Here is a 17780-nt window from a genome sequence, read left to right on the forward strand (position 1 = left end):
AGTTCTTGCTTAAAGTGTTCCGGACTTTCAAATTTTATTAGTTAAAGAAAATGTTAACTTCACGTAAAGAAACATCACATTGTATTCTATTTACCTTACCAATCTGATAACTTTATACTGTAAATATTCTTAGGGGGTATGGTTACTATGGCAAATTTAAAGGAAAAATTTACGATTGATGACATGAGGGTATTAGACCAAAGACTTAATCATATCTTCTATCAAGTAACTCATTATCAAACTAGATCAAACGCAGGGGCTTACTGAACTTCAATTACTTAATGCAATTGACCATTTATGTCGAATATCAGGAATGCTGTGTGATGTGATTGAACAACAGTTAGAAGGGTATATAGAAACATCAGAACCTCATAGTTATATTGATAGAAAACTAGGCACTGTTGAAACTGGTATTAAAAACTTCTTAAATGTTAAGAAAATTGAATTAGATTAACTATTAGGAGGCTCATTAAGGGCTTTTTTTTCACCTCTTTTCAGACTAATTGTTCATTCAAATTAAGTCATGTTTGTCAGTTGACGTTTTAAGATGTTTTGAAATTGCTTTACCTTCTTAAAATCATTTTCTTGGATTTTAATTTATACTTGCAGACTAGAGATTGTGTAGTATACTTTGTCCTTTGGCAATTTGATACTATCAAATTGCCAAAGAACAAATAAAAATTGAATATAGGTAATAGAAAAGCAGACGAAACCTGATAATTGGTTCGTCATATTTGCGTCTCACTCTTAAATATATCAAAATTCAAAATTGAATTATTTCTCCTTTCCATCCTCTTTCTTCATACTTCAAATTATGAATTACTTAATCATCAGAGAGATATTTCCATTCAACTTTACGCATCAACTTTGTGATTATTCTTATACTTAGAGGTCTGAACATCATTTTGATAGATTTCAATCTTATTCCTCAATTGTAACAAACTCTTCATTACAATCTGGACATTTGGCTAAGTGTCTATTTTTAGAATTAACATAAAATCTGAATTGATTTCCTTTTCCACAATGAGTACATTTCCAACACCCTTGTATAAATCCAATTGTTGTTTCAGGACTGTCACAATTCACAGAATAAACAAGAAAAGGTTTATCTGGTGCATAACGCGGTGTGTACATAAATGGAGTTAATTGAACCATAATATTCCTCCCAATGGATGAACTTTAATTTAAATATATTATATATTTTACATTTGCAATACCTAATTTTTCCAAATTTTTAATTAAATGTTTATTTTTCACATGTAATCTACGCTTCAAAGATTCCAACCCATTCTACAACAACATTATCTACCTTAAAACTATACACTTTCCCTGAGCTGGTTAAGATATCAATCTCATAAAGTTCGATATTATATTTATTGATTCCCTTTGTTAATATTAATAAATTTTCTAAGTTCGTATCTCGAATGGATAAATCTAATACAATTTTACCATTTGCTACATGCACAATATTCCCTCCCTCTGGTTGGTACTTATTACCTTTTCAAAATATTTTAATTGTACTAATTTTCCATTGGGAAAAATTTCAGGTTAGTAGAATTTATTTAATTTTTTGCAGGACTTTAATCAGTCGTATTCGCCATTTTTTTTTAATACCTCCCTAGATCTATTGTGACTTAGCAACTTTATCCATGCTTCTGTGTGTTCTCTGCCTATTCTTGTTGGGAAAATTGTTATGTAAAACGCAAAACAAAAAAAAGTCGATACATCGGGTATCCACTTTTTTTGTTTTGTTTTAGGAAATGTATGCCTTTTTTTAAATAATGAGGGAATACTTTTAGTATGGATCCTGAACAGTGAATAAAAAAACTGAGATTTCATTTGATTGAGTTATTTTTACTTATTGGCGTTAACGGAGAGAGGTTTAGACATGGAAAAGGCAAAAATAAGCGGCTCTCAACTCTTTGTGCTCGTAACATTGTTTGAAATGGGTAGTGCTATTCTTTTTGGATTAGGAGCGGAAGCCAAACAAGATACTTGGATTGCGGTTTCACTTGGATTAATTTTGGTCTATTACTCTTCCTCGTTTACCACCGTCTGTTTATGTTTTATCCGGATATTCCTTTTACGAGTTATGTTCAAAAAATAACAGGAAATTGGATCGGACGTTTTATTCCGGTTATGCTACTGAGCATCTCATACATACGAAACGCCAGAAAAGCTTATTAAGTTAGTATCATAAATAGCGATGCTATTCAAAGCATCGCCTTAATCATTTCTAAGAGTTCAGTTATGTTTCTTTTCGTTGTGGAACTTAAACCAGTGCGGGTCGTAATATCAGTGCCTGTATTATCACTACCGGAATCGGAATTTGAATTTGTTACCGTGACTGGAGAAATAATAAATGCCCCACCAAAGTTTACGATCCCTCCAGAAATGGTCCCTATAGTAATTCCCTCTTGTTTGGTCGCCAAACTATTACCCCCTTCCACGCTTATTTACTATTATATGGACAAGGTTATTCGGATGTTTAAGCATTTTCATTATTTATTTTTTTAATCCTTCTTAATTTCAAAAAGAGCCACGTGTGCGGCCCATTAGTTTTTCATAATTAAGTTTTTGGAGATTTGCATGCATCCCTCTCTAACTTACAAATCCACTTATAAAATCCTAATACGATAAGAAGTAAAAACGGATCAAGTATAGCTGCATGCCAGAGTTTCCACCAGCCGTAATGAAAGAATCCCCATGGAGGAGGCAACAAGGTTATGACTTCATATATTAAAATGGCAATGACAAAAATAATAATATAAAAAAATTGCTTAATAACTTTTGATTTATGAGGAAACAAATTTAAAAAAATCATATTAGCTGCAGGAACTAAGAATATATGTGGAAGCAATCCCGCCCAATCGATTTCTTTGTCAAAATACCAGTATCCGTGGTATCTAAATTCAACAAAAATATCAAACAGGGCTTGAAAGGCCATCGTGAATGTCCAAACATGGACGATTTGATTACCATTTAGAATTTTATTTTTCTTAAAAGCAAAATAATTAAATGTAATAATAGCAATTAGTAATCCAATCATATCTTTTTCCTTTTTATATTTAAAATACCCAAATAGTTAGGCATCCTATACTATTTCCAATAAAATTACAGTGTTTTTCTCATCAAAAATCTAGTCGAATCCTTAAAAATCTAGTATGATGTACTAATGTATTAATTCTTGACGAAGCGAGGATTACAAAAAATGAGTTTACTAAATGTAGAAAATTTAAGTCATACTTTCGGAGACCGTACTTTATTTAAAGACGTTTCCTTTCGATTATTAGCTGAAGACCATGTGGGACTTGTCGGTGCCAATGGCGTCGGTAAATCAACATTAATGAATATTATTACTGGTCAATTGATTCATGATAGCGGTCGTGTAGAATGGACACCAGGTGTTCATTACGGTTATTTGGATCAGCATACGGTGCTGACAAAAGGAAGAACGATGCGTGACGTTCTTCGCGATGCTTTCCTCCCTCTTTTCGAAAAAGAAAAGGAACTAAATGAAGTAATCGCTCAAATGGCAGATGCTTCACCTGAAGAGCTAGAGGTTCTTTTAGAAAAAATGGGTGAAATCCAAGATGTCCTTGACGCTGGCGGATTCTATTCATTAGATATAAAAATTGAGGAAGCAGCACGCGGTTTGGGACTTGATGCAATTGGTTTAGACCGTGACGTCGCAGCACTTAGCGGCGGACAGCGAACAAAGGTTCTTCTTGCTAAGCTTCTTTTGGAACAACCAAAAGTTCTTCTGCTCGATGAGCCGACCAACTACCTTGATGTTGAACATATTCGCTGGTTAACTTCTTACCTTAAAGAATACCCATATGCGTTTATCCTAATCTCTCATGATACAGAATTCATGAATCCAGTATCCAATGTTATTTTTCAATTAGAATTTTCGAAGCTGACACGCTACACAGCAAGCTATGAGAAATTCTTAGAGTTAGCAGAAATTAATAAGAATCAGCATATTAATGCTTATGAGAAACAAATGGAATTCATTAAAAAACAAGAAGACTTTATTGCTAAAAATAAAGCTCGTTATTCGACTACTGGCCGTGCAAAAAGCCGTCAAAAGCAGTTGGACCGGATTGAACGGATTGACCGTCCAGAAACAGCGCTAAAGCCTACCTTCGGATTCAAAGAATCTCGCAGCAGCAGCCGTTACGTTTTTGAGGCTAAGGATTTAGAAATTGGCTATTCTGAACCACTATTACCGAAAATGAGTATGACCATAGAACGTGGCGAAAAGGTTGCTATCATCGGTTGTAATGGGGTTGGTAAATCCACCCTTTTAAAAACGATGCTTGGTAAAATCGATCCGATCAATGGCAAGGTTGAACGTGGCGACTTCCTCTTCCCTTCTTATTTTGAACAGGAAGTAAAAGCAGGCGGCATTACTCCGATTGACGAGGTTTGGAATGCATTCCCATCTATGGATCAAAATCAAGTGCGTGCCGCTCTTGCCCGCTGTGGTTTGAAAAATGATCACATCTCTCGACCGATGAATCAGCTAAGCGGTGGAGAACAAGCCAAGGTCCGACTTTGTAAGTTGATGATGAATGAAAGTAACTGGATCCTATTCGACGAGCCGACTAATCACCTTGATATTGATGCAAAGGCAGAACTAAAACGTGCTTTAAAAGAATACAAAGGAACTGTCGTTCTTGTCTGCCACGAACCAGACTTTTATGAAGATTGGGTAACAAAAGTATGGAATGTTGAAGAATGGTCACAACAGACAGTGTAAAGAAATATTGTTTAATTCCCCTGCTCTAGCGGCAGGGGTTTTTCTATATTTTCATTACCTACCACACTTCAATCTAAATAACCGATGGATTTTTATAGAACAAATAGATAATTTGAATTTATCTTTACATATACTTCACTTATAATATATAAGGTTTAGCAATTCTAAGTTTTTAAAAATATATTATAGAGGTGTAATTATTAATGAAAAAATGGATTTCTGTCATCATAATTGCTATTCTTGTATTTTCATTAGCAGCTTGTGGGCAAAGTGATGAGAATACAAATGAAGGTAAGAAAGAAACGACAACGAATGAAGTATTTAAAATTGGGGCGATTCCTGACCAGAATGCTGCAGATTTAGATAAAGGTATGACGGCTGTTGCTAAATATCTTAGCGAAAAGACTGGTATGAAAGTTGAATTTGTACCGTCTGTTGATTATGCTGCACTAGTTACTGCATTTCAACGCGGTGAAATTCATATGGCCTGGTTTGGCGGTTTAACAAGTGTACAGGCTAGAAACCTTGTCCCTGAAGCAGAGTCAATTGTGCAACGTCCACGTGACGCTGAGTTCCATTCTGTATTTATCACCCAATCATCAGAAAATATCACAAAGCTTGAAGATTTAAAAGGAAAGTCATTTACTTTTGGCAGTGAAAGTTCAACATCTGGGCATTTAATGCCACGTTACTATTTATCAGAGGCTGGAATTGATGCCAATACAGACTTTGACGGCAAACCTAATTTCTCCGGTTCCCATGATACAACCTACAAATTAATTGAATCCGGTGCCTTTAAAGCAGGTGCACTAAATGAAGCAGTTTGGGAAGCAGCTGTAAAAGAAGGCAAAGTTGATACGAAAAAAGTTAAAGTATTCTATACAACTCCTGCTTACTATGACTATAACTGGACAATCAATAGCAATGTGGAAGAAGTCTTTGGTAAAGGTTCAAAGCAAAAAGTAAAAGACGCCCTTCTATCGATTTCTGGCCAGCAAAAGGAAATTGCGGACTTATTCCAAACAGATAGCTTTGTAGAAACGAATAACGATAATTACAAAAAAATTGAACAAGTAGCAAAAGAATTACAGATTATTAAGTAGTAGGTGTCGTAGACATGACTTCAAAAACAATAATTGAAGCAAAAAATATATCGAAACACTTTGAGCGGAAGATAGCCATATCTTCCCTTTCTTTTTCTATTTTGCAGGGGGAAAAGGTAGCGTTAATTGGACCGAGCGGTGCAGGTAAAACAACGTTATTAAATTCAATTGCTGGACTAGTACCCATCCAAAATGGTGAGCTATCGATTGATAGCAAACTGATATCATCCTATAAAAAAGGGCATATATTTGCCAAAAAGGTTGGTGTGATACGTCAACAATTTGATTTGATTGGCTCGATCCCGGTTATCCATAATGTCCTGGCTGGACGATTAGCTGAATGGGGCCTTTTCAAATCCCTCTTGTCGTTACTTGTGCCACAAGAAAAAGAAATCGCCTTAAAAGCACTTGAAAGAGTTGGTCTTACTGATAAGATGTACGAAATTACCTCCACTTTATCTGGAGGCGAACAGCAGCGTGTCGCGATGGCGAGATTAATGGTCCAAAAACCTGAAGTAATTTTGGCTGATGAACCAGTAGCGTCTCTAGATCCTGCAAGAGCCGAGGATGTATTAGCCATGTTAATAAAAATCGTTTCTGAGGAAAAACAAACGTTAATTGCCAGTTTGCATTCTGTCGAATATGCTCGTAAATATTTTACAAGAATCATCGCTCTTAAAAATGGGGAAATGCTTTTTGATTTGCCAACAGAAAAAGTGACGGATGAACTGTTAGCCAACCTTTATCGACTAAAGGAGCAAGGTTAAGATGTTGAGACGAAAATCAGTATTTGGTAGGTATAATCGCCTCATTCTTACATTACTATTGATTGCAGTTTTTGTTTGGAGCTTGTTTTCGATTCATTGGAATGCTGACCTATTCCATGCCGGCGGAATTCCGACGATGATGCAAATATTTGAAGGCATAATTCAACCTGATTTGGCGACAGAAGTATTGATCAAAGGTCTCGAATCTGCTTGGATTACACTAGCTTATGCAGTTGCTGGAATGTCTCTTGCTGTAGTTTATGCACTGATTGTAGGGATTCTTGCATCTGGAACATTAACCTCAGGCAGGGTTGCTCGTTTAACATCTAAAGTAATTTTCAGGGGTGTTTTAGGGTTTACTCGTTCGATTCATGAGTTAATATGGGCATGGCTTTTTGTTGCCGCTGTAGGTCTTTCCCCTTATGCGGCTATATTTGCTCTTGCTATTCCATATGGAGGAATTCTTGGCCGTATTTTTGCTGATATGTTAAATGATGTACCGGAGGAGCCCATCACAGCATTAAAATCTACCGGTGCCTCAAGACTTCAAATCCTTATTTATGGCTACCTCCCATTGATTTGGGCAGATATGATCAGCTATACAATGTACCGTTTTGAGTGTGCGATTCGTTCTTCGGCCATTATGAGTTTTATCGGACTCGGAGGCTTAGGCTATCAAATTCAATTATCGCTCGCTGATCTGAAATATGATCAAGTATGGGCATATGTATTTTTCCTGATTGCTCTCGTCTTTTTTGTGGATATTTGGAGTAATTATGTGAGAAAAGGATTAACTGACAGTAAACGTAGGAGCGGTTTCAGTTCTGGTTGGCGGTCCTCCCTATTTGTTATGCTATTAGTCATCGGTTCTTGGGTATTTATTATCGTAGGTGAGAATGCTAAGTTATTTGAACTACTGTCAGATAAAAATATCGAATATGCGAAGAAGTTTTTTGGCAGTCTTATTGGTTTAAATGATAAGCATCCTGCTTTCCTTAATGCTAAAAGCTGGTCAACTGCGTTAAAGCTTACACTTGAGACGCTTGAAATGAGTATCATGGCCATCGGATTTGCGACGATTGCTGCTTTCTTAACTGTTATTCCTGCAGCAAGAAATATTGCAAACGGTAGTTTAACTTCATCAAAGCATTTGTATAATTGGATTCTTTATGGAATTATTCGGATTACTTATATCTTTTCGCGTTCCGTTCCTGAGCTGGTTTGGGCCATGATGATTATTTTTATTTTTAAACCAGGGTTATTGCCAGGAGCAATCGCACTTGCACTCCATAACTTTGGAATACTCGGTAAGCTTTGGGCTGAGGTAATTGAGGATATGGACCCTCGACCGATCCGTAATTTAGCATCCGCAGGTGCCTCCAAAATCCAGATCTTCTTCTACGGGATCTTGCCAAGTGTCTTACCTAGATTTCTTACCTATATTTTATATCGTTGGGAAGTCATTATGAGGACAACGATTGTTGTTGGTTTTGTCGGAGCAGGCGGCCTTGGTATGGAGTTTAAACTCGCAATGAGTTATTTCCAATATACAGAAATCACACTGTTACTTCTTTGTTATATGATTCTAGTCGTTATCGCTGACTTTGCTTCAGAAAGCACCAGAAAATCCGTAAAATAGATATAGAACACCGTTCCTAAAATGGAATGGTGTTCTTTTTGCTTCAATTAGTATTTTTCCTTATAGTTTCTGCTGGCCCTTTTCTAGCTTCCGAGGTTAGTTTTGTCCACAAGTCATTTTTATAAGTATGCTAGTAATTGCTAGCAGCTTGCACGATTAACGCTATCTTTTTTCTAAGCATCTGATAAACCATTAGTTAGCTTGGTTTCTTATTAGTATCCTTCGGCTGCTGTGCTTTTCTAACCAGCTTTCCTCCATCAAAATGACGTCCATATGTGGTGACCATTTCTGCTGCTTCCTCATAAGTCGAGATCCTGCCATTTGCCTTCCATGTCAAAAAATATGATTGCACCCTTCCACTTTAGAAGACCCAACTGAAGATCTTTCGCGCGAAATTATGCATTCCACTCGTTTTGAAAGCATTCATCTCTTTCCATTAATATGATATTTTTCCAATATTTTTACTTATTGAATTGTTCATTATCCTTATACTCCTACCAATTCGACAATATCCAGCATAACTGCATACTATTTCCATCAAAGGAAATAATTGATGAATGAGGCTTGTATTTCTACGAACATTTCCATTATCCTATTGATAGGAAGAAGTAAGTAATATCAACGACTTCAAAAGTCATCTAGGAGTGAAAATTCTTTGCAATCAAAGTCCGCTTTACCGATTTTATTTGTAGTTATGTTTTTGGTGATGGTGGGATTTGGAATTATCATTCCAGTTTTACCTTTCTATGCCGAAGAAATTGGGGCAAATCCGACCGAATTAGGATTATTAATGGCAGTTTATTCGCTCATGCAACTTATTTTCGCTCCAATTTGGGGGCAAGTTTCCGACCGAATTGGGCGCAAACCGGTCATGATGATTGGAATTGCTGGACTTGGTTTATCCTTCCTGATTCAAGCCTTGTCTACAGAGCTTTGGATGCTATTTGCCGCAAGAATTATCGGCGGATTTCTTTCATCTGCCAATATGCCGACCGCTATGGCCTATGTTGCAGATATTACTACGGAGGAAAATCGCGGCAAAGGAATGGGAATTGTCGGAGCGGCAACAGGGCTAGGCTTTGTTTTCGGTCCAGCGATTGGTGGTATTTTTTCAAAATTCAGCTTGAGTATGCCCTTTTATCTTGCAAGTGGATCCTCGTTTATTACATTGTTTCTTGTTTTTCTTTTACTAAAAGAATCAGCTCCAAAAAAAGGAAAGCTCATCAAAGAAAAGCCATCCTTGTGGAAAGCATTTAGTGGGGCTGTTTCCGTCCTATTTTTAGTGCAATTATTGATTTCCTTATCCCTATCCGGTCTGGAAGCAACTTTTGCCTACTTTGCCGCTAAAAAGGCTGGTTTAGGAGCAACACAACTTGGTTACATATTTATGATCATGGGGTTTGCAAGTGCAATCGTCCAAGGTGGTCTAGTAGGCAGATTAACGAAGAAATACGGCGAGAGGATCGTAATTCAGGGAGGAATCATTGTTTCAGCCCTTGGATTTGGGTTGATTTTATTGGTGAATAGCTTTGCAACTGCAGCCCTCTATCTAACGATTTTCGGTTTAGGCAATGGTGTTATTCGGCCAAGTGTCTCTTCTCTAATTACGAAGACATCAAGCGCAGGCTATGGAAGTTCAACTGGCCTTTTATCTTCCTTTGACTCTCTTGGCCGGATTATTGGGCCGCCACTTGGAGGATGGTTGTTTTCCATGGCGATTGGCCTCCCGTATATTTTAGGCGCGCTTATTTCGATTGCAGCATTTATTCTATTTTTACTTTTCCGCCCACAGCTGGCTGCAGTGAAATCAACCAATATTCAAAACTAAACAATAGGCATATGTTTTTAGGACATGCATAAAATGGGTTACGAGGATGTAAGTAAAAAGGAGCCCAGTTTATGAAATTAAAAAACTTTATATGTATTTGTCTCCTGTTGGTAACCTTAGGATTTGCTGCTTATCTTGATTCACCCTACTCAATTATTAATAAAGACTATGCCTATTCAGCCGATCAACCTGTGATGGCACAGCCAGTAGAAGTAGAGCCTTCAAACGATATTCCAGTATTGGAGGAAAAACTAGAGAAAATCGAAAAAGTGGATGGCTATATCGTAGAAACGTACCAGGAGTATGAGGTTTATAAAGACAAAGATGGGAATGTACTAAAGAGTGAGCCTACTGGAAAAACAGATACACTGCAATATTGGGATGATGATCAACAATAAAGACCGCTAATGTCAGCGGTCTTTGTTGTTGAGAAGATTTATCGCTTTTCCCATATCCGTGGATGTAGGTTTAGTAAAAGTTAAGTACTCAAACAAATGGAATAGGGCAAGGTGAGGTATCCTGCAAAAGTTGATGGCTATTTTAATTGGGAGCCTATTAATAGGTATTGGGGTTAATGCGTTTTTAATCCCTCATCATTTACTAGATGGCGGGATCATCGGCTTATCACTCATTCTCCATTATTATTTCGATTTTCAAACGGGCTTATGTGTAATTTTATTTAGTATGCCTCTGTGTATATATGCATGGTTCCGAGAACGTGACTACTTTTACAGTAGCTTTCATGGTCTAATGGTTTCCTCATTTTTTATTGATATACTGGCTCCTTTACAAAATCATTTTCCACTTCCCATTATTTTAAGTGCATTATTCGGTGGAGCACTAGGCGGACTTGGTGTTGGATTAATGCTTCGCTATCAGACAAGCACAGGAGGTACAGAATTGTTAGCGCATTTCTTAGCGAAATCCTTTTCTTTTAATATCGGAATCATTATCTTGATTGTCGATGGTTTAGTCTTATTATCGGGGTTTAAAGTGCTCGGATCGCAAAGTTTCTTCTATTCAATACTAACAATTCTTTCTTTTGGATTCATTACATCCTTACTGGTAAAGAATTCTAAACGGGATGCATTTTGATTAGAGTAAGTTCTAACTCTCTATCTACTTTGTCATAATCTTTTTATTTCATCTTTCCATATATATTTTCCGCATAGCTTCCAAATCGTACATTGGTATTTTTTCTTCTTTGTTCCATCACTTTTTCAAACTGCAGTTTTTTTCGCGTTAATTTTTCTTGCAACCTGTTGATTTCTTCGTCATCTGTTGCAACAGAAATTAGATCATTTAATGTAATCATTTCTTTTCGTAAATCTACTTGATCTGAAATGAACCCAGCATTCTTAAGGATGCGATAACCCATTTTCATTTCAGCGCTCATCCCTGGCAGTTCATCTTTCAAATCCAATGGTTTTCCCAATCCAGGTAGATTTTCGAACTCCTTATTTTTTATCGCTTCTTTTATTTTATCTTCTGCAATTCTTGAAAATAGGTCCAAGACAAGTCCCCCTTTTTATTTTTATTTTACCCTATGTAAATGTTATACAGAATGACAAAACAAACTACAACATGATTCGATTTTTATCTGATTTATAAAAAGACTCTAATCAAAATATATTTTGCTTAAAACAAATTTAACTTCCCTCTAAACAGAACAAATGTTTTATAGTATATTAAATATGTTGTGGTGTTTTGTAAAATACCATAAATAACATATAGAGGTGAAATAAAAGTGAACGGAACGGCACATGCAGCAATAGGAGCAGCAACAGGTTTTATAGTTGCGAACACTTTCCATACCTCCCCTTCAACCACACTCTTTCTAGTCGGATTAGGTGGTATTTCAGGCTTAATCCCCGATCTCGACATAGACGGGAAGCTTCGGGGTAAAATCACCTTATCTCATAAGGTGATTCGGATAGTGGCACAGTTAATTGGAATAATGATGGTCTTTTATAGTTTTTATGAAGGAACTACTAGAGAGAAGTGGATTGGTTTAGGGATCGGAATAGGGTTGATGATTGCAGCCTCATTGATCAAGCAAAAGCACATGTTAACGATCACAGGAATCGGTGTAATTGCAGGCGGATTCTCCTTAACTGAAATTTGGTTAATACTGCTTGGGATTTATATTTTAATCGCGTCTCTAGTTTCACACCGAAGCTATACCCATTCCATATTAGGGGTTGTTTTCTTCGGAATTATTGCTTCCAAATTAGAAAGATCCCTAGGAATTGACGGCGTTTTCTACACCTGCCTTGCTGGATACATAAGTCATTTGATTGCAGATTTTAAAATCTTACCATTCAATAAACGAGGGATTAAGCTTTTTTTACCTGTTTCATCGAAAGAAATTTAATAAAGTAGCAATAAATTTTTTTTCGTACATCAGGTTATTTAGTAATGATTATATTTTGAAGAAAGTACCCATGCCTTTCATTGTGTCAGCCAGATATTTATGGTTGACCTTTTTTAGTACTTAAATAACGCATGGGTAATAAATATAACTTATTCCAGATTTTTCGTTGGACTAATAAATAGGATGAGAGTATAGTAGTTTCCATGAGTCTTGAATATAGGAGGACTACGATGTTTGGTATATCCTTACCGCAATCTTTTTTACAGATGAATACCATTTTTATTTCGATCTTAATTGAAGCCCTGCCATTCGTCACATTAGGTGTACTAATTTCAGGGATCATTCAAATATTTGTTACCGAAGAAATGATTGCAAAAATCATGCCAAAAAATAAAGTATTAGCTGTAATCTTTGCAAGTTTCTTAGGTATTTTATTTCCTTCTTGTGAATGTGGGATTGTTCCAATCGTCAGTAGGCTAGTCTCAAAAGGAGTGCCAATCTCTGCGGGAATCGCCTTTATGCTGACAGCACCGATCATCAATCCTGTTGTCTTGTTTGCAACTTTTATTGCATTTGGCAGTGACTGGAAGATGGCGTTATACCGTGCGTTGGGAGCAATCATTGTAGCTATTGTAGTAGGAATTTTGATCGCTTTTCGATATAAAGGGAGCCCTTTTAAAGAGCATTTCCATATTCACCATTCGGATGGAAAATCGACCCCATTTTTCAAAAAGATCTGGCAGACCTTGGAACATGCTGTTGAAGAATTTTTCTCAATGGGTAAATATTTAATTATCGGGTCACTAATTGCCGCAGCCGTTCAAACATATATTAAGACATCGACTCTTGTTTCGATTGGTCAGGGACAAGCATCATCTTCCATCGTGATGATGACTCTCTCTTTTATTCTTTCTCTTTGCTCCGAAGCAGATGCATTTATCGCTTCATCTTTTAGAACGACATTTTCAACTGGTTCATTATTAGCGTTTCTTGTGTTTGGGCCAATGGTGGATATAAAAAATTTAATGATGATGCTTGCAACGTTTAAAAAGCGGCTAGTTTTTATGATTGTTTCTACCGTTTTCGCTGTTGTATTTGTATACTCTTTGTTGTTTTAAGGAGTGGGAACTATGATAAGAAGCTTAATATTAATTGGTTTTACTTATTTAATCTTTCAAATGCATCTTACAGGGGATATTAATAAATATATCAACATGAAATATTCTTATCTTTCTGCAACTGCTGGTTATGCATTACTTGTATTAACTATTGTCCAAATCTTTATGCTCAGTAAAGGCGAGTCAAAAGATGCTGGCTGTGATCATGATCATTGTGGGCATAACCATTCAAAAGAGAATAAATGGTATAAAAAAGTTTTCATATATCCAATTTTCGCCTTTCCAATTATTTCAGGTTTATTTTTTCCAATTGCCACACTTGATTCAAATATTGTAAAAGCAAAAGGATTTCATTTTCCCATTTACGATGAAGGAAAAGGCGATTCCTTTATGCAACAGCAATTTTTGCGTCCAGATACAAGTGTGTATTATGGGAAAGATGATTATGATGTGTTAATGAAAAAGGAAAAGAAAAAGTATGTTAATCAAGAAACGATTATTTTAAACGATAAGAATTATTTAAAAGGTATGGAAACTATTTATAACTTCCCTGGTGATTTTCTTGGAAAAGATATCGAGTTTAAAGGATTTGTCTTCAATGATTCAGAAACAATCAATAAGAACCAGCTGTTTGTGTTCCGATTTGGTGTAATTCATTGTATTGCAGATTCAGGTGTCTTTGGAATGCTAGTGGAAATGCCTGATGGCACGAAATTGAAAAACGATCAATGGGTAACAGTAAAAGGTAAAATATCAACAATCTATTATCAGCCCTTTAAAACCAACATTCCCTATTTAAAGGTAGAAGATTGGTCGACTACTTCTGCTCCTAAAGAAGAGTATGTTTTTAGGGGATATTAATTTATTAACGAAAAATGACCTATTCCACAGATGAATAGGTCATTTTTTTATTTATATTTCTAAAATGATAGTTTTAATGACTCAAGATTGTTTTTCATAACATCTATAAAGTCTAACCCTTTTTCTTGCTCTTCTTTAGTTAATCCTTCTAATGGATTTAAAACTTCAGTTTTAGCACCTATTTCATTAGCTAATGTCTGAGCCACTTTAGAAGAAGTAAGACCCTCAAAATAAATTACCTTTACATTTTTCTTCTTCGTTACTTCTGCTAATTCCTTCAATTTCCCTAGGGTTGGTTCTACATCTGGGGATAATCCAGCTATCGGAATTTGAGTTAACCCGTATTGTTTTGCTAAATATCCAAATGCTGCATGTTGTGTTACAAATTCTTTTTTCTTCGCCTGATTAATTGTCTCTTGGTATAAGTGGTCTAAATCGGCAAGTTGGGATTTAAAATTTACTGCATTTTTTTCATACTGATTTTTATTTTTTGGATCTAGCTTTTCTATAGCCTTAGCAATATTTTCAACCTCTTGCTGAGCTAAAACCGGAGATAACCAAACATGCGGGTCTTTGGCAGACGCATGCTCAGAATTATGCTCCTCTTCCTCTGATTCTAGTGCATCCATCAATTCAATCCCATTTGAAGCTTCTACAACATTTAAATTTGAATCATTAATACTCTTTAATACTTTTTCAGTCCAACTTTCAAAGTATCGGCTATTGTATATAAACATATCTGCATCTTGAATTTTAGCCATATCCTTTGCAGTGGGCTCCCAATCATGCGGTTCTGCACCGTTCGGAACTAATAGTTCAACGTTTGCTGAGTTGCCAGCCACTTTTTGGGCAAAATAGTACATCGGATAAAACGTGGTGACAATTTGTAATTTTTTTGTTCCCTCACTACCTTTTTTTCCTTTTGTCTGAACTGCATTGGAACAGCCGCTTATCACCATAAGCAAAATAATTAAAGCGCATAGAAGTCTTTTCATAATCTTTTTTCCTCTCCATAATAGTTTTTAATTAGGAATTATTACGATTTAAAATGAATAATTATTCCATATAATATAAGTTTATTAGATTTAACAAATCGTAATGGTTACGAATTGTATCTTATAACGATTCATTATTTATGTCAATATGAAATATAATGAAATATTCTCAGATAAGTGCATATCAATATGAATGGGATGATAGATTTGAGGAGGAAATTTGCTATGGCCTATTTAAATAAGCTGCTAAAGGATATCTTTTGTATTCTATTATTTGGTTTATTCATGATTCTCTTTCTTTTTGCTGAGGAAATTAAAAATATCTCTTTTTTTAATAGAATCCCAAGTTCATTTTTAAATATCAATACGATTTTCCTGAGTATTATTTTAGAGGCTATTCCTTTTATTTTATTAGGAGTATTTGTATCAGCGATTATTCAAACATTTGTTTCTGAAAATGCAATCCGAAAGGTGTTGCCTCGTAATCCCTATTTAGCCGTCATACCCGCTGCATTGCTAGGAATAATCTTTCCCATTTGTGAATGTGCCATCGTTCCTGTGGTTCGCAGGTTAATAAAGAAAGGCATGCCATCCCACGTAGGCGTTGTGTTTATGCTAAGTGCTCCGATCTTAAACCCTGTCGTCTATGCGTCTACCTACTTTGCTTTTAAGAGTACGCCCTATATTGCCAATGCCAGAATGGTTGTAGGATTTATTAGTTCAATCATTATTGGATTAATCATTTACCGACGATTTAAGGGGGAAAATATTCTTAAAACAGTTAAAGATGGTCCTCATGATGACCATCATCACCACCATAAAAAAGTAAATAAACTTTTAGAAACCTTATATCATGCAAGTGATGAATTATTTGATACTGGAAAATATTTATTCATAGGAGCCTTCCTTGCAAGTTTATTTCAGACTTTTTTAGACCGCAATGTTCTGTTATCCATTGGGACAAGCACACACATAGCACCAGTGGTTATGATGGGGTTTGGCTATGTTCTTTCGGTGTGTTCTTCAGCGGATGCCTTTGTTGCTTCTTCATTCGGTTCTACCTTTACGGAAGGATCAATCCTTGCTTTTCTAGTCTTCGGCCCAATGATTGATATTAAAAACACCTTAATGTTGTTCGGGTATTTTAAGAAACGGTTTGTACTATTCATACTAATAGTAACTCCAGTCGTCGTCTATTTGTCAGTCTATATATTTCAGCTATTTTTTATTTAGGAGATGAATTATGAAGTATACAAATGATACCTTCCACCACCTAATCAGAGGAATCATTTTGATTGGATTTATGTTACTTTTATTCAAATTACTTCTTACTGGTAATATTACACTTCTGATTGCACCGAAAATGATTCGTTTTATTTACTTTACTCTATTTGTATTACTTATTCTGGGTGTTCTTTTGATTATCCGAGGAACTTCGGATCATAAACATTCTTTTCATTGTGATTGTGACGGGAATCATTCCTATCCTACTTCAATAGGTAAAAGTCTATTGCTTTATTTATTATTTGTTATTCCTATAAGCACTGGTTTTCTTTTTGCAAACAATGTGCTGGATAGCTCCGTGGCGATGAACAGAACCATTAAACTTGGATCAAATTCACAAGATACAAATCAAATCAAGACGGTTAAAAACAATAATAAATCGGAAGAATTAAATGCTACAAATGATAAGAATAAAACGAATTCCACATCAAATACCAATTATTCTCTCGATAATCAACCTGAGCCATTAACAGTAAAGGAATACGACAAATTAAAAAATGACATGTTAAAGTCAAAGATAATAAATATTAATGAACAGCTTTATGTCCCAATGATGAGTATCATTCAAGATAATCTACCAAGTATGATTGGTAAAACGGTTTCAACAAAAGGGTTTGTTTATAGGGAAAAGAATTTCATGCAAAATCAAATCATAGTTGCGCGATTTGGAATTTCTTGTTGTGTTGCAGATGCTTCAGTTTATGGAATTATGGCAAGTGGTAATATAGCAGCCTTACCGAAAGATAAATGGGTACAAGTAACTGGTTTGATTGGGCAAACCCAATATGATGGTGGTACGATCCCTATGATAAAAATAAAGCAGATTTTAAAAATTGCTGCTCCAAAGCAGCCTTATGTATTTGATGTTGGAGTGAAGATTGATTAAACACACAAAAAAAAAGAGACTGTCGTCTCTTTTCAGATTGTAGACAAAAGGCATTCGAATGAGCCCATTCGATGCCTTTTTATTGGATTTTTGCTCGTAAGAGCAAAATTTAGACCTATCCTTTGACTATTATTACGCAAATTCTGGACCTTTCCACGTC

General features: G+C 35.7%; 21 protein-coding genes. 14 read left to right on the forward strand and 7 right to left on the reverse strand.

Annotation, left to right across the window (positions count from 1 at the left end):
- Window positions 1–325: 325 nt before the first annotated feature.
- Complete coding sequence (locus tag J7E67_RS31995; RefSeq protein ID WP_285290747.1) at window positions 326–454, forward strand: hypothetical protein; 129 nt, start codon at window positions 326–328, stop codon at window positions 452–454.
- A gap of 467 nt (window positions 455–921) precedes the next feature.
- On the opposite strand, the gene J7E67_RS29835 is transcribed toward J7E67_RS31995, so the two are convergent.
- Complete coding sequence (locus J7E67_RS29835; RefSeq protein ID WP_214718719.1) at window positions 922–1155, reverse strand: hypothetical protein; 234 nt, start codon at window positions 1153–1155, stop codon at window positions 922–924.
- A 109-nt stretch (window positions 1156–1264) separates the two neighbouring features.
- Complete coding sequence (locus tag J7E67_RS29840) at window positions 1265–1465, reverse strand: hypothetical protein (RefSeq protein WP_214718720.1); 201 nt, start codon at window positions 1463–1465, stop codon at window positions 1265–1267.
- Between the two features lie 423 nt (window positions 1466–1888).
- Here J7E67_RS29840 and J7E67_RS29845 point away from each other — a divergent pair, with 423 nt between their 5' ends.
- Entirely contained in the window at window positions 1889–2107 is a 219-nt protein-coding gene (locus J7E67_RS29845) for a GerAB/ArcD/ProY family transporter (RefSeq protein WP_251027092.1), read from the forward strand.
- A gap of 106 nt (window positions 2108–2213) precedes the next feature.
- Here J7E67_RS29845 and J7E67_RS29850 read toward each other — a convergent pair whose 3' ends face one another.
- Window positions 2214–2432, reverse strand: a complete 219-nt coding sequence (locus J7E67_RS29850) for a spore germination protein (RefSeq protein ID WP_214718722.1) — start codon at window positions 2430–2432, stop codon at window positions 2214–2216.
- Between the two features lie 137 nt (window positions 2433–2569).
- Window positions 2570–3049 carry a hypothetical protein gene (locus J7E67_RS29855; RefSeq protein WP_214718724.1) on the reverse strand — a complete coding sequence of 160 codons (480 nt, stop codon included), beginning with the start codon at window positions 3047–3049 and terminating at the stop codon, window positions 2570–2572.
- A 162-nt stretch (window positions 3050–3211) separates the two neighbouring features.
- Here J7E67_RS29855 and J7E67_RS29860 point away from each other — a divergent pair, with 162 nt between their 5' ends.
- The 4 genes from J7E67_RS29860 to J7E67_RS29875 all read left to right on the forward strand — a co-directional run bounded on the left by J7E67_RS29860 (window position 3212) and on the right by J7E67_RS29875 (window position 8274).
- Complete coding sequence (locus tag J7E67_RS29860) at window positions 3212–4765, forward strand: ABC-F family ATP-binding cassette domain-containing protein (protein ID WP_214718726.1); 1554 nt, start codon at window positions 3212–3214, stop codon at window positions 4763–4765.
- A gap of 203 nt (window positions 4766–4968) precedes the next feature.
- Window positions 4969–5868: a putative selenate ABC transporter substrate-binding protein gene (locus tag J7E67_RS29865; protein ID WP_214718728.1), complete on the forward strand. Its 900-nt coding sequence runs from the start codon at window positions 4969–4971 to the stop codon at window positions 5866–5868.
- A gap of 14 nt (window positions 5869–5882) precedes the next feature.
- Window positions 5883–6635 carry a phosphonate ABC transporter ATP-binding protein gene (locus J7E67_RS29870; RefSeq protein ID WP_214718730.1) on the forward strand — a complete coding sequence of 251 codons (753 nt, stop codon included), beginning with the start codon at window positions 5883–5885 and terminating at the stop codon, window positions 6633–6635.
- Window position 6636: 1 nt separating this feature from the next.
- Complete coding sequence (locus J7E67_RS29875) at window positions 6637–8274, forward strand: PhnE/PtxC family ABC transporter permease (protein WP_214718731.1); 1638 nt, start codon at window positions 6637–6639, stop codon at window positions 8272–8274.
- 196 nt (window positions 8275–8470) lie between these two features.
- On the opposite strand, the gene J7E67_RS29880 is transcribed toward J7E67_RS29875, so the two are convergent.
- Entirely contained in the window at window positions 8471–8611 is a 141-nt protein-coding gene (locus tag J7E67_RS29880) for a hypothetical protein (protein WP_214718732.1), read from the reverse strand.
- A gap of 318 nt (window positions 8612–8929) precedes the next feature.
- On the opposite strand from J7E67_RS29880, the gene J7E67_RS29885 reads away from it, so the two are divergent.
- The 3 genes from J7E67_RS29885 to J7E67_RS29895 all read left to right on the forward strand — a co-directional run bounded on the left by J7E67_RS29885 (window position 8930) and on the right by J7E67_RS29895 (window position 11197).
- On the forward strand, window positions 8930–10102 hold the full coding sequence (locus tag J7E67_RS29885; RefSeq protein ID WP_214733403.1) for an MFS transporter: 1173 nt from the start codon (window positions 8930–8932) through the stop codon (window positions 10100–10102).
- A gap of 71 nt (window positions 10103–10173) precedes the next feature.
- Window positions 10174–10500, forward strand: a complete 327-nt coding sequence (locus J7E67_RS29890) for a hypothetical protein (protein WP_214718734.1) — start codon at window positions 10174–10176, stop codon at window positions 10498–10500.
- A gap of 133 nt (window positions 10501–10633) precedes the next feature.
- On the forward strand, window positions 10634–11197 hold the full coding sequence (locus J7E67_RS29895; protein WP_214718783.1) for a YitT family protein: 564 nt from the start codon (window positions 10634–10636) through the stop codon (window positions 11195–11197).
- 43 nt (window positions 11198–11240) lie between these two features.
- On the opposite strand, the gene J7E67_RS29900 is transcribed toward J7E67_RS29895, so the two are convergent.
- A complete protein-coding gene (locus J7E67_RS29900; RefSeq protein ID WP_214718735.1) occupies window positions 11241–11615 on the reverse strand; it encodes a DnaJ family domain-containing protein in 375 nt (124 codons plus the stop codon).
- 234 nt (window positions 11616–11849) lie between these two features.
- On the opposite strand from J7E67_RS29900, the gene J7E67_RS29905 reads away from it, so the two are divergent.
- From J7E67_RS29905 to J7E67_RS29915, 3 genes are all read left to right on the forward strand, one after another.
- On the forward strand, window positions 11850–12476 hold the full coding sequence (locus tag J7E67_RS29905; RefSeq protein ID WP_214718736.1) for a metal-dependent hydrolase: 627 nt from the start codon (window positions 11850–11852) through the stop codon (window positions 12474–12476).
- Between the two features lie 230 nt (window positions 12477–12706).
- Entirely contained in the window at window positions 12707–13594 is an 888-nt protein-coding gene (locus J7E67_RS29910; RefSeq protein WP_214718738.1) for a permease, read from the forward strand.
- 12 nt (window positions 13595–13606) lie between these two features.
- Complete coding sequence (locus tag J7E67_RS29915) at window positions 13607–14455, forward strand: TIGR03943 family putative permease subunit (RefSeq protein ID WP_214718740.1); 849 nt, start codon at window positions 13607–13609, stop codon at window positions 14453–14455.
- Window positions 14456–14514: 59 nt separating this feature from the next.
- Here J7E67_RS29915 and J7E67_RS29920 read toward each other — a convergent pair whose 3' ends face one another.
- On the reverse strand, window positions 14515–15450 hold the full coding sequence (locus J7E67_RS29920; RefSeq protein ID WP_214733404.1) for a metal ABC transporter substrate-binding protein: 936 nt from the start codon (window positions 15448–15450) through the stop codon (window positions 14515–14517).
- A gap of 225 nt (window positions 15451–15675) precedes the next feature.
- On the opposite strand from J7E67_RS29920, the gene J7E67_RS29925 reads away from it, so the two are divergent.
- Both J7E67_RS29925 and J7E67_RS29930 read left to right on the forward strand, forming a co-directional pair.
- Entirely contained in the window at window positions 15676–16683 is a 1008-nt protein-coding gene (locus J7E67_RS29925) for a permease (RefSeq protein ID WP_214718743.1), read from the forward strand.
- Between the two features lie 10 nt (window positions 16684–16693).
- Window positions 16694–17620 (forward strand): TIGR03943 family putative permease subunit, encoded by a 927-nt coding sequence (locus tag J7E67_RS29930; RefSeq protein ID WP_214718744.1) that lies wholly within the window; start codon window positions 16694–16696, stop codon window positions 17618–17620.
- Window positions 17621–17780: the final 160 nt, after the last annotated feature.

This window comes from Bacillus sp. ISL-46 (assembly GCF_018613205.1).

What these genes read in the sequence shown, in the direction of transcription:
- J7E67_RS29925 (WP_214718743.1), top strand. Translation starts at nt 15,676, where the DNA reads ATGGCCTATTTAAATAAGCTGCTAAAGGATATCTTTTGTATTCTATTA.
- J7E67_RS29890 (WP_214718734.1), top strand. Translation starts at nt 10,174, where the DNA reads ATGAAATTAAAAAACTTTATATGTATTTGTCTCCTGTTGGTAACCTTA.
- J7E67_RS29855 (WP_214718724.1), bottom strand. Translation starts at nt 3,049, where the DNA reads ATGATTGGATTACTAATTGCTATTATTACATTTAATTATTTTGCTTTT.
- J7E67_RS29865 (WP_214718728.1), top strand. Translation starts at nt 4,969, where the DNA reads ATGAAAAAATGGATTTCTGTCATCATAATTGCTATTCTTGTATTTTCA.
- J7E67_RS29835 (WP_214718719.1), bottom strand. Translation starts at nt 1,155, where the DNA reads ATGGTTCAATTAACTCCATTTATGTACACACCGCGTTATGCACCAGAT.
- J7E67_RS29930 (WP_214718744.1), top strand. Translation starts at nt 16,694, where the DNA reads ATGAAGTATACAAATGATACCTTCCACCACCTAATCAGAGGAATCATT.
- J7E67_RS29845 (WP_251027092.1), top strand. Translation starts at nt 1,889, where the DNA reads ATGGAAAAGGCAAAAATAAGCGGCTCTCAACTCTTTGTGCTCGTAACA.
- J7E67_RS29920 (WP_214733404.1), bottom strand. Translation starts at nt 15,450, where the DNA reads ATGAAAAGACTTCTATGCGCTTTAATTATTTTGCTTATGGTGATAAGC.
- J7E67_RS29875 (WP_214718731.1), top strand. Translation starts at nt 6,637, where the DNA reads ATGTTGAGACGAAAATCAGTATTTGGTAGGTATAATCGCCTCATTCTT.
- J7E67_RS29915 (WP_214718740.1), top strand. Translation starts at nt 13,607, where the DNA reads ATGATAAGAAGCTTAATATTAATTGGTTTTACTTATTTAATCTTTCAA.
- J7E67_RS29910 (WP_214718738.1), top strand. Translation starts at nt 12,707, where the DNA reads ATGTTTGGTATATCCTTACCGCAATCTTTTTTACAGATGAATACCATT.
- J7E67_RS29870 (WP_214718730.1), top strand. Translation starts at nt 5,883, where the DNA reads ATGACTTCAAAAACAATAATTGAAGCAAAAAATATATCGAAACACTTT.
- J7E67_RS29860 (WP_214718726.1), top strand. Translation starts at nt 3,212, where the DNA reads ATGAGTTTACTAAATGTAGAAAATTTAAGTCATACTTTCGGAGACCGT.
- J7E67_RS29895 (WP_214718783.1), top strand. Translation starts at nt 10,634, where the DNA reads ATGGCTATTTTAATTGGGAGCCTATTAATAGGTATTGGGGTTAATGCG.